The sequence below is a fragment of the Actinomadura meridiana genome, assembly GCF_039537545.1.
Lineage (GTDB): Bacteria > Actinomycetota > Actinomycetes > Streptosporangiales > Streptosporangiaceae > Spirillospora > Spirillospora meridiana.
In genome coordinates, this window is the sequence record NZ_BAABAS010000026.1 from 132,183 (window position 1) to 143,899 (window position 11,717).

7 protein-coding genes and 1 pseudogene are annotated in these 11,717 nt (G+C 70.1%); 7 read left to right on the top strand and 1 reads right to left on the bottom strand.

Going from position 1 to position 11,717, the window contains the following annotated elements; all coding sequences use genetic code 11:
- Positions 1–177 precede the first annotated feature (177 nt).
- The 4 genes and pseudogenes from ABD808_RS32530 to ABD808_RS32545 form a co-directional block, all read left to right on the top strand.
- Positions 178–3,870 carry a BREX-2 system ATPase PglY family protein gene (locus tag ABD808_RS32530; protein ID WP_344905166.1) on the top strand — a complete coding sequence of 1,231 codons (3,693 nt, stop codon included), beginning with the start codon at positions 178–180 and terminating at the stop codon, positions 3,868–3,870.
- Entirely contained in the window at positions 3,867–6,605 is a 2,739-nt protein-coding gene (gene pglZ / locus ABD808_RS32535; RefSeq protein WP_344905169.1) for a BREX-2 system phosphatase PglZ, read from the top strand. Before ABD808_RS32530 ends, pglZ begins: the two co-directional genes overlap by 4 nt.
- Positions 6,605–7,948 carry a BREX system ATP-binding protein BrxD gene (gene brxD / locus ABD808_RS32540; protein ID WP_344905172.1) on the top strand — a complete coding sequence of 448 codons (1,344 nt, stop codon included), beginning with the start codon at positions 6,605–6,607 and terminating at the stop codon, positions 7,946–7,948. Before pglZ ends, brxD begins: the two co-directional genes overlap by 1 nt.
- Positions 7,949–7,962: 14 nt before the next feature.
- Positions 7,963–8,448: pseudogene (locus ABD808_RS32545) on the top strand (DEAD/DEAH box helicase); the annotation flags it as partial.
- 98 nt (positions 8,449–8,546) lie between these two features.
- Here the strand turns inward: ABD808_RS32545 and ABD808_RS32550 are convergent.
- Positions 8,547–9,515 carry a TIGR03557 family F420-dependent LLM class oxidoreductase gene (locus ABD808_RS32550; RefSeq protein WP_344905176.1) on the bottom strand — a complete coding sequence of 323 codons (969 nt, stop codon included), beginning with the start codon at positions 9,513–9,515 and terminating at the stop codon, positions 8,547–8,549.
- Positions 9,516–9,700: 185 nt separating this feature from the next.
- On the opposite strand from ABD808_RS32550, the gene ABD808_RS32555 reads away from it, so the two are divergent.
- The 3 genes from ABD808_RS32555 to ABD808_RS32565 all read left to right on the top strand — a co-directional run bounded on the left by ABD808_RS32555 (position 9,701) and on the right by ABD808_RS32565 (position 11,703).
- Positions 9,701–10,000 carry a hypothetical protein gene (locus ABD808_RS32555; protein WP_344905179.1) on the top strand — a complete coding sequence of 100 codons (300 nt, stop codon included), beginning with the start codon at positions 9,701–9,703 and terminating at the stop codon, positions 9,998–10,000.
- Between the two features lie 99 nt (positions 10,001–10,099).
- Positions 10,100–10,357 carry a hypothetical protein gene (locus ABD808_RS32560; protein ID WP_344905182.1) on the top strand — a complete coding sequence of 86 codons (258 nt, stop codon included), beginning with the start codon at positions 10,100–10,102 and terminating at the stop codon, positions 10,355–10,357.
- Positions 10,357–11,703: a hypothetical protein gene (locus ABD808_RS32565; protein ID WP_344905185.1), complete on the top strand. Its 1,347-nt coding sequence runs from the start codon at positions 10,357–10,359 to the stop codon at positions 11,701–11,703. Before ABD808_RS32560 ends, ABD808_RS32565 begins: the two co-directional genes overlap by 1 nt.
- The last annotated feature ends 14 nt before the right edge of the window (positions 11,704–11,717 follow it).

The window sequence follows — 11,717 nt, forward strand, 5'->3', positions numbered from 1 at the left end:
CGGGACTACCCGCGACAGCGTCCAGGTGGGGCAGGAGCGGGGCATCGCCGCCTTAGACCACCGAAACCCGCACAGAACGTCAAGCGGTGGTGGTCTGAGAGATTCGCTCCTATAGCCTGGCCAACGTTGTAGTGCCTGGTACTACAAATTTCGGTACGCGGATGGAGCGGGGCGAGGATGGCGGTTCGGCTGCTGCGGGATCTGATCGACATCCCTGAGCGGGTCCTCGCCGGGGACTTCGTCCTGATGCTGGCCAAGGGCGTCGAGACGGACTCGACCCTCCGGGACTATGTGGTCACCAAACAGCTGGAGGGGTGCTTCGCCGAAGCGCTCGGCATCATCCAGTCGACCGTGGAGGGGCGGCAGTCGCGGGCCGTCTACCTGGACGGGTCGTTCGGTTCCGGCAAGAGCCACTTCATGGCGGTGCTGCACGCGATCCTGCGCGGGGAGCCTGAGGCACTGCGCAAGGACGGGCTGAAAGACGTCGTCCGGGATCATCGTGGATGGCTGGCGGACCGCAAGTTCCTGCTCGTCCCCTTCCACATGATCGAGGCCGTGTCGCTGGAGTCAGCGGTCCTGGGCGGCTATGTCCGGCACGTGCGGGAGCTGCGTCCGGACGCGCCGCTGCCCGCCGTCTACCGGGACGAAGGGCTGCTCGCCGACGCGCGGGAGCTGCGCGCGACACTCGGCGACGAGGCGTTCATCGCGGGCATGTCCACGGGCACGGCGGAAGAACAGGAGTGGGACGCGGTCGGCTGGACGAGCGCCCAGCTCGACGCGGCCCTCGCCGCGCCGCCTGGTGACGACGAGCGTAGGCGGCTGGTCGGAGACCTCGTCGCGACGCACTTCAGGCGGTACGCCGACGCCGTCAGCGGGACCGACTCCTTCATCGAGCTCGACCGCGGCCTGGCCGAGATCAGCCGGCACGCCAAGGAGGTCCTCGGCTACGACGCGATCGTCCTGCTGCTGGACGAGCTGGTGCTGTGGTTGTCCGGCTACATCGGCAACATCGAGCGGGTGCAGGCCGAGGCACAAAAGGTGTCAAAGCTGGTGGAGTCGGCCGAGCACAACCGGCCCGCGCCGATCATCAGCTTCGTGCCCCGTCAGCGGGACCTGCGGGAACTCGTCGGACGGGACGTCGCCGGAGCCACCACGGCGAGCCTGTTCGACACGCTCAAGTACTGGGACGGCCGGTTCGACACCATCAAGCTCGAAGACCGGAACCTGCCCGCCGTGGTGAAGGCCCGGCTGCTGCGCCCGAAGAACGCGGAGGCGCGCGAGGCTCTCGACACGGCCTTCGAGCGGATCACCAACGCCCGCTCGGACGTGTGGGAGGCCCTGCTCGACGCCCAGGGCGGGGCGTCCGACGCGGACGCGTTCCGCGCGACGTACCCGTTCAGCCCGGCGTTCCTGCACGCGATGGTCGACATCTCGTCGGCACTGCAACGGCAGCGGACCGCGTTGAAGTTGATGCAGCAGCTCCTCGTCGACTACCGCGACATCCTGCCCGTGGGGCAGCTGATGCCACTCGGCGCGATCTATGACGTATTGGCGCGGGGCTCCGACCGTCCGTTCACCGACAAACTGCGCGGCGAGTTCGAGCAGGCCAAGAACTTCTACACCGGGCGCCTGCTGCCCTATCTGCTGGACAAGCACGGGCTGACGGCTGAGCAGGTCGCGGACCTGCCGTCGCGGCACGCGTTCCGGGCGGACGACCTCGTCGTCAAGACGCTGCTGCTCGCGGCGCTCGTGCCGAACGTGCCCGCACTGCGCACCCTGACGGCCGGGCGGCTCGCCGCGCTCAACCACGGCTCGATCATCACGATGCTCCCGGGGCAGGACCGGGTGATGGTCGCCAAGACGTTGCGGGACCTGGCCGGTGAGTTCGGCGAGTTCCAGGTGTCCGGCGGGGACGACCCGACAGTCGAGGTGTCGCTGATCCGGGTCGACACGGCGGGCATCCTGCGCAGTGTCGTCAACGTCGACGACGACGCCGCCAAGCGACGTCTCGTCAAGGCCATGCTGTGGCAGGAGTTCGGCGCGCAGGACAAGGGCGAGTTCGTCACGTCACGTCCGATCGTGTGGAAGGGCACCGAACGGGTCGTCGAACTGGTCTTCGGGAACGTGCGCGACCGTGAGCGGCTCCCCGACGAGCAGTTCGAACCGGAGATGCCGGGCGCGCTTCGTGTCGTGGTGGACTACCCATTCGACGAGGGCGACAAGGGCCCCGCCGAGGACCGGCGGCGCCTCCAGTCGCTCCAGGAGAAACCCGACCCGCCGCTGACACTCGCGTGGGTGCCCTCGTTCCTGTCCCGGGCCCGGCTCGTGGAGCTGGGCGACCTGATCCGCATCAACTACCTGCTGGAGCGCGCCGACAGGCTGGACGAGCTGACCGCCACGCTGAGCGTGAGCGACCGTGAACACGCGCGCAACCAGCTCCGTAACCGGCAGGCGGCGCTGAGCGAGAAGTTCCGCGCGGCGCTGCGCCGCGCGTACGGGCTCGCGAGCCCGGAGGAGGCCGACCTCGGGGCCCGGTCCGACGACCCGGTCATCGCGCTCGACTCCCGGCTCGAACCGCGCATCCCGGCGGGCGTCGAGTTCGGAGAGGCCCTCCAGCGCCTCGCCGGTCAGCTGCTCGACCACGCCTATCCCAAACACCCCGACTTCGACCCGACGGGCCGCCGCCATGTGATCCGCAGGGGTGAGCTGTCCACCGTGCTGCGGACCGTGGAAGAGGCGGTACAGAACCGGATCGGTCGGCTGGAGGTCCCCCGGACGGACCTCCCCGTACTCAAACGCATCGCACACCCGGCGCAGATCGCCACCGTCAGCGAGGTCTTCGTCCTGCGCGACGACTGGAAGATGCTCCTCGGGCGCAGGGCCGCGCACAGCGGCCGTCCCGTCCAGGAGGTCACGGTTCACGACGTACGGGCGTGGATTCTGGCCGAACAGCCGGGCCTGCCACCGCTCATCGTCGACCTGATCACCGCCTGCTACGCCCTCCAGGACAACCGCTCCTGGTTCCGCAGCGACCAGCGGATCGCCCCGCCGGAACCCGGCGAGATCCAGTCCGACATGAAGCTGCGCCGCCAGGAGCTACCGAGTGAGGAGGAGTTCCAGCGCGCCGGTGCACGAGCTGACGCGATCTTCGGTGTGGTGCGGCAGCCGGTGAACACGGCGCGGGCCGTCCAGTCCATGGCGGGCGCCGTTCGCGGCCAGGCGGGCGACCTGCTCAGCGCCTGCGAGACCCTTGTCACCTTCCTCACCGACCATCGGAACACCCTGGGACTGGATGACGACTCCCCCCGGCTCGTCACCGCCAAGGCGACGTCCGCGCTGCTCAACCGGGTGGCGGGGGAAACCGATCCGACGAGGCTCCTCAAGAGGCTGGCGTCCGCCGACCTCGCCGATGAGGGCGAGGTGTACCGGGCCGTCCTGACGAGCGCCCGGAGCCTCGTCGACGTTCTCCCCGCCCTCCAGTGGAGGATCATCGACCAGCTTCCCGCGCTCGCCGGGGTCCCCGGTCCGAAACAGGAACGCGCGGCGGCCCTGCTGGAGCGACTGCGCAACGCGGCCCGTCACGACGAGTACACGGTCCCGCTCAAGGAGCAACTCCAGGAGATCGAGAATCTCGCCGTCGACCTCATCGTCGAACCGACCGTGCCCACAAGGGGGCTTGCGAAGGAGGACTCACCCCAAGTCCTAAGAATCGAGAACCTGTTCGCAGGGGCGCGTCGACGTGGCAAGGGCAACAGCCGGGCCCGGGTGGTCTCGGCGCGTGAGGTCGCGCGGGTGGCGGAGGAGTTGTGCGAGGACGCCGACGCGAACCCGGACGCCACGTTCGAGATCACCTGGCGGATCGTGGAATGAGCGAGCACACCGCTGCGCGGCACGCGGTGCCGGAGGCGAATCCGGGTGTCGTGGAAGGTGCGCTGCGGCATGCGCTGCGCAAGGCCGACGCGCACCGCGCGAGGTTCGGGCCGTCCACCGGGCGGGAGAGGGTCCTGCTGCTGCGCGCCGCGCCGGAGTGGCGGCATCTGTCGCGGGAGGTGGCCGTCGCCGTGGACGGCGACGAGAAGGTCACCGCGTTCGTGCGGCCCTGCCGCACCGTGCTGTCCGTTCTTGAGGCACTGGACGAGCCGCCGGATGAGCCGAGGGACGCGCAGACGTACCTGGTGGTGCTGACCCCGTGCGAAGGCGAAGAACTGGGTGACTCGGTGCTCGCGCGGGCGCTCGGCAACGAAGTCCGGACGATCAACCGGTGGGATCTGGTCGCGGACGCGTTCGGAGCGCGGCGGCTCGATCCCCGGCTCAGCGGCCGGGAGTACCGCTGGGTGGCCGAGGCCCTCATCAGCGCGCAGCCCGGGTCGGGCTGGAAACAGGTCAACGCGCCCGTACTGCGGCTCGAAACGGTACTGCGGCGGCTGGCGGCCGTGCGGTTCGGCAAGGACCAGGACGAGGAGGAACGGCTCGACGCGGCGGCGCTGCTGGAATGGAGCCGCGACGGGGCGCGCGTCAGCCGGTTCACGGTGCTGCCCGCCGAGGAGCGCGCCGGTCTCGCGAGCTGGTTGGAGACATCGGTCGGCCCGGTGGCCAGGGTGGTGTTCCGGCTGCTGGCCGGCGGGCAGGTGTGGGACGCCGTGCCGTTCGGTCTCGCTGCGGCGGAACTGTACGCGCCGACGGCCAGGCGGAGGAGACCCCTGGCCGAGGCCCGCGTCCGCGCCGAGGAGCGTTTCCTCGGCGGGACGGCACCTGACGAGGCGTCGCTCCGGGCGTTCGCCGAGGCGGCCGAGTCCCTCGTGCTGCGCTGGAACGACAACGGTCACACGGCCGAGGCCGGGTTGGCGTGCTCGCGCGCGGAGGAGATCCTCGCCGAGTTGCGCGCCGGTGACCTGGCGGGCACGAGCAAGGTCCTGGACGCGGGCCTGGACGCCCGGCTGACAGCGCTGGCGGCGGAACTCACGGCCGTGCTGCCCGCGCCGCGCGCCGACGATCTGGCCGAGCTGGAGGCGGCGCTGGACGCGCTACTCGAACACCGGCGCCCAGGCGGTCGAGCGGCCGAGGTTCAGGCGGCGCTCTGCGCCGTCCGGCTCGTTCGCTGGTTGGCGGTCCCGGAGCACGCGCCCGCCACCGTCGCCGACGGCGTCTCCCGGCACATCCGCTCCTGGGGCTGGGTGGACAGGGCCGCGACGGTCGTGTTCAACGCCGACACGAACCGCGTGCCGCGTGCGCGGACCGCCTACTCCGAGGTCTTCCATGCGGCGAGAGCCCGTAGAGCGGAACTGGACCATGCCTTCGCCGACCGGCTCGCCGCGTGGACGGCCGCGTCCGCCGAACCCGGACGGCTGCTGCTCGCCGAGACGCTCCTCGCGGGGACGGCCCGTCCGGTGGCCGAGCGCACCGCACCGCTGATCATCATTGTGGACGGGATGAGCGCCGCCGACGCCTGCTCGCTCGCCGAGGAGATCACCGCGCACCGGGTCTGGCGGGAGGTCGGCCGCGAGGCCGACGGACGGGAGGGTGCTCTCGCGACCATTCCGTCCGCGACGGTCTTCTCCAGGGCAAGCCTGCTGTGCGGCACTCTCACATCCGGTGGGCAGTCCAGGGAGCGGAGCGGCTTCAGCACGCTGTGGCGAGGTCGGCGCAGCGCGCTGTTCCACAAAGCGGGTCTCGGTACCGGCGCGGGCGCACAGTTGTCCGACGACGTGCGCCGCGCCATCGCGGACACCGGAACCGTCGTCGGTGTTGTTCTCAACACCATTGACGACGCCCTCGCCGACGACTTCCGGGTCAACGCGCCGACCTGGCGACTCGACGAGATCGACTACCTGCCCGGCCTGCTCGCCGAGGCGGCCGGTGCGCGGCGCCCCGTCATCCTCACCTCCGATCACGGTCATGTGCTCGACCATCGCGACGGTGTGCGGCCGGTGGCGGCCGAGTCCGCGCGCTACCGCTCCGGCCCCCCCGCGGACGGCGAAGTCGCCGTCCGCGGGCCGCGCGTTCTCGCGACCGGAGGTGAGGTGACCGTTCCCTGGGACGAACGGATTCGCTATTCGCCCCGGCGCGCCGGTTACCACGGCGGCGTGTCGCCCGCCGAGACGGTGATTCCGGTCCTGGTCTTCGTCCCGCCCGGCGTGCCCGCTCCCAAGGGCTGGTTCGAGTACGACACCGCTTCGCTGCACGAGCCGCTCTGGTGGAACCCGGTACCGGCGGTCCCCGCGACACCGTCCGCGCCCCGCAGGACCGCCATCGAGGACGACGACGCCCTGTTCAGCGTGACCGAGGCCGCAGCCGCCACTGCCGGGCTGGGAACCCAGATCGTCGTGTCCGCGATGTTCGCGGCGCAGCGCCGGTTCGTGCGGAAGGCGCCGCCGGACGACGAGGTCGCGGCGCTCCTCGACGGGCTCGTCGAGGCGGGCGGGAAGCTCCCGACCGGGCAGGCGGCGGCACTTGTCGGCCAGCCCGCGTTCCGGATGGCGGGCTACCTGTCCACGGTCGGCCGGTTGCTCAATGTCGACGGCTACCAGGTCATCAGCGAAAGTGACGGCGGCCGTACGGTGGAACTCGACGTCCGCTTGCTGACGCTCCAGTTCCTGGAGGGCTGATGGACGTCACCGGGATCAGCGCGGCACGGCGCCGGGAGGTCATCGACGCGCTGCGGCGCGGCACCGTGCCGCATGCCGGTCTGGATCTTTTCGCGGTGGGGCTGGAGCGGTTCGAGAACGCCCTCGACGAGGAACTGGCCACGGTCGCCGCGAAGGGATCGGTGTTCAAAGCAGTCCGCGGAGAGTACGGCTCTGGAAAAACGTTCTTTGCCCGGTGGCTGGCGGAGCGGGCGAAGCGGCGCGGGTTCGCCGTCACCGAAATCCAGGTTTCCGAGACAGAGACCCCGCTGCACCGTCTGGAGACGGTGTACCGGCGGCTGGTGGAGCGGCTCGCCACGGCGTCGCACCGGCCGAGCGCGTTGCGGGACGTCATCGACGGCTGGTTCTACACCCTGGAAGAGGACGTCCTCGCCGCCGCTTCGGTCCCGTACGACGCGGACGGGATGCCGGACGCCGACGCCCTCCAGCGGGGTGTCGACGAGCTCCTCGAACGGCGGCTCGCGTCGGTCGCCCGCACGACTCCCGCGTTCGCCGCCGCGCTGCGCGCCTACCGCCGGGCGGCTCTCTCCGGCGACACCGCCACCGCCGAGGGCCTCGTGGCCTGGATCGGTGGGCAGCCCAACGTGTCCGCGGCGGCCAAGCGGACGGCCGGGATCAAGGGCGACCTCGACCACTTCGGCGCCCTCGGATTCTTGCAGGGGTTGCTGACCGTCCTGCGCGACTCCGGGCACCCGGGCATGCTCGTCGTCCTGGACGAGATCGAGACGTTGCAGCGGGTGCGCGGCGACGTCCGGGAGAAGGGCCTCAACGCCCTCCGACAGCTACTGGACGAGATGGACGGCGGTCGTTTCCCCGGCCTCTACCTGATGATCACTGGGACTCCGGCGTTCTTCGACGGGCACCAGGGCGTGCAACGCCTCCCACCCCTGGCACAGCGGCTCGCGACGGACTTCGGCGATCCGAGGTTCGACAACCCGCGGGCGGTGCAGATCCGGCTGACCGGCTTCGACGTGGACGAGCTCGTGCGGCTCGGCGGCCGCGTCCGCGACCTCTACGCGACCGGCGCGGACCCGCGTGTCGCATCGGTCGCCGACGACGCCTACGTCGGCGAGTTGGCGCGCGCCGTGACCGGTGAGCTGGGCGGTCAGGTCGGGATCGCCCCGCGGATCTTCCTGCGCAAGCTCGTCGAGCAGGTACTCGACCGGGTCGACCAGTTCGAGGATTTCGATCCGCGCCACCACTATTCACTCACTCTTTCGTCCGCTGAACTATCGGACGTGGAACGCAACGCCTGGCGCCAGCACGCAACCGACGCGGACGACGTCGAACTCGACCTGCCGTGAGCCTCGCAGGCTCCATGAGCAGGCTTCACCCATCCCTCACACACCACATCGTCAACAGCCTTGGCTGGACCAAGCTGCGTCCGCCGCAAGACGAGTCGATCGGGCCACTGGTCGCGGGCGCCGACGCGCTCCTGCTCGCGCCGACCGCGGGCGGCAAGACGGAGGCCGCGGTCTTCCCGCTCCTGACACGGGCGCTCTCGGCCCCCCGAGGGGCGCCGGCGCTGGTCTACGTGGCACCGCTCAAAGCGTTGCTCAACAATCTTTTGCCGCGTTTGGAGACGTACACGGGATGGCTGGGAATGCGGGCCGGGATCTGGCACGGCGATGTCACAGGCGGGCAACGCGCGCGCCTGCTGCGCGAGCCCCCCGACCTTCTGCTGACCACTCCGGAATCACTGGAGTCCATGCTGGTGAGCACGAAGGTGGATCATCGCCGCTGGTTCTCGGGTGTACAGGCCGTCGTGGTGGACGAGGTGCACGCCTTCGCCGCCGACGACCGGGGATGGCACCTGCTGGCCGTCCTGGAGCGACTGACGCGCCTCACGAACGGCCCGATACAGCGATCTGCGTCTTTGACCGCGGTGTCTCGGACAGCGGGTCAGCCGAAGCGTTCGCGGAGGGTGGGGAGGAGGTCGGCCTCCGCCCAGGTCCGGAAGTCCTTCTGGTGCTCGGGACCGGACTGGCAGAACGCGATGTGCGTGAAACCCGCGTCCGCCCACTGCTGGACCGCGCGGACGTAGTCGTCCAGGTTGTTCCCGCACGGCACGGACTCGGCGACGTCCTCCGGGCGGACGGTCTTGGCCGCCGCCTCGAAGTTCACCGGCCCGGGAAGCTCGGCCATCACCTTCCACGCGGGAGCCGAGAACCTCCAGATCCGGTGGGCGCGGCGGACGCACTCGTCGTAGTCGTCGCCGTACGCGATGGGGATCTGCCCGTACACGGGTTTGGTCGCGCCGCCCTGGTCGTGGAAGAGGTCGACGACGTCCTTGACGGGCTGATCGGAGATCAGCGCGTCGGCGTGGCGGGCCGCGAGCCGTCCGGCGCGCGGGCCGTAGGCGGCCATCCCGATCGGGACGGGACGCTCGGGCAGATCGTAAAGCTTCGCTGAATCCACGGTGAAGTAGTCGCCCCGATAGTTGACGTAATCGCCGCCGAACAGGGCCCTGATGATCTCCACGGCCTCCTCGAACATCTCGTGCCGGACGTCCGCCGAGGGCCAGCCCCGGCCGACGACGTGCTCGTTGAGGTTCTCGCCTGCGCCGAGGCCGAGCGTGAACCGTCCGTCCGACAGGACCCCCATCGTGGCGGCCTTCTGCGCCACCACCGCCGGGTGGTACCGCATGATGGGGCAGGTCACGAACGTCATCAGCGGGATGCGGTGGGTGGCCTGGGCGAGCGCCCCGAGCACCGACCAGGCGTAGGCGGAGTGCCCCTGGTCCTCCAGCCACGGGAAGTAGTGATCGGAGATCACCGAGTAGTCGAAGCCCGTCTCCTCGGCCTCGACGAGGTCGGCGACGAGCTGTTTGGGCGGTGTCTGCTCGCAGAGCAGCGTGTATCCGAATTCCATGACGGGTCGCATACCCGTCGGCAGGGGCCGAATCGTGACCCGATGCGATGGCTGTGCCGTGACACAGTTGGCCACTGTCCGTCACATCTGCTATACGTAGAGCTACCTCACTCCGACCCGGGGTGAGGAAAGGACATCCGGTATCCACCTTGAGATCCGGGCGTGACAAGGAGAAAAGGAACCACATGAAGTCCTACAGCTACACCGAGCTGGACAAGCTGGTCGGCGAGGTCCTGCCGGAGCGCGCGGTGCTTTCCACCCTTCTCATCGGTGGCGGCAGCGACAACGAGAACGGCAACTTCAACCTCAACGCCAACCACGGTGGCGGCGGCAGCGACAGCGGCACCACCGCCGTCGTGCCGAACTGCCAGGCCATCAACAACCACTCGCAGGGTGGCCTCGTCGGCGGTCTGGGCCTCAGCTCCGAGAACCCCAGCAGCTCCTTCACCTGCGCCAGCAGCACGGTGGTTGCTTCGGATCACTGATCCGGCATGGCATGACAACGGGCCTTCGGTCCGTCTGGGAAGGGCCGGCGTTCTCCCGCCGGCCCTTCCCCCTCTTCCGGCCAACGTGAAAGTGAACCGATGAGCGACACGCACCCTCACACCTTCAGCTACGCGGACCTCGACCGGCTCGCCCCCGAGGTCCTGCCCGAGCGGCTCGCGCTGTCGGCCGCCGCGCCGTTCGGCGGCGGCGGGGACGGCGGCAGCACCACGATCGTCTACGCCTGCCAGGCGACCTACTCGCCGGGCACCACCGGGCTCCTCGGGACGGGCCTGTTCGCCCAGGCGCCGTACTCGTCCCTGACCTGCGTCCCGGGCACCGTCGTCCAGCAGCACTGATGGGCACGCCCACCACGTCGGCCGTTGACGGCGCCGAGCCGCCCGCGGCCCTCACGCTGCCCGCGCTCGCCGACGGCACGGAACTGCTCGGCGAGTTCAAGAACTCCGGCTATCGGGAGCCGCCGCAGCTCGTCCGGCTGCCGAACGGCCAGCTCGTCCGGCTGCCGCCGCTGCTGTTCCTCGTGGCGAGGTCGCTGCACCGGCACCGCGAGCTGGCGGACGCCGACGTCGCGCACGCCCTCGACCGGGTGGCCGACTCGGTCAGCGAGGAGGCGGGCGCGCGGCTGACCGCCGAGCAGATCGTCTACCTCGCCGACCGCAAGCTGGCCCCCCTCGGCGTCACCACCTACAGCGACGGCACGCCGCCCGCGGTCGTCAAGGCCGACCCGTTCCTGGCGCTGCGCTGGCGGGTCGCGGTCCTCCCCGAGTCGTTCACCTGGTTCGTGGGTGGCCTGTTCTCGTGGCTGTTCCGGCCCGTGGTCACGGTGCTGATGGTCGTCGCGTTCCTGGCCACCGAGGCCTGGCTGATCAGCACCCGGTCGCTGGCGGACGCGATCTCCGCCGCGATCATGAATCCGGTCAGCATCCTGCTGGTCATGGCGCTCGGGATCGCGTCGTGCGCGTTCCACGAGGTGGGCCACGCCACCGCCTGCCGGTACGGCGGCGTCCGGCCGGGCGCCATGGGCTGCGGCATCTACCTGGTGTGGCCCGCGTTCTACACCGACATCACCGAGTCGTACCGGCTCGGACGCGGCGGACGCCTGCGCACCGACCTCGCCGGGGTCTACTTCAACGCGATCTTCGTGCTGGGGCTGACGGCGGCGTATCTACAGACGGGGTTCGACCCGCTGCTCGTCGCCGTCCTGTACGTGAACCTGGAGATCTTCCAGCAGTTGCTGCCGACGCTCCGGTTCGACGGGTACTACATCATGTCCGACCTGATCGGCATTCCCGACCTGTTCAAGTACATCGGGCCGATCCTGCGCCGGACGCTGCTGCGACGCCGCGCCGACGCGCGGCTCGCCGATCTCAAACGGTGGCCGCAGGTCTTCCTCACGTTGTGGGTGCTGACCGTGATCCCGGTGCTGGTGTTCCAGGTTCTCCTGATCATCAGCCAGGTCCCCGGGCTGGTCTCCAAGGACTGGTGGATGATGCGGCGGCTCGCGTCCGAGGCCTCGCACGGGGCGGGGCCGCTCGAACTGGTCACGTCCGGGTTGCAGATCGTCCTGCTCGTGCTGCCGCTGGCCGGGGTCGCGCTGATCCTGTTCGGGGTGGTGCGCGGGCTGGTGATGTGGGCCGTCCGCTATGTGCGGGGGCCCGAGGCGGAGCCGGTTCCCAACGCCTGATCCCGTCGCCGCGC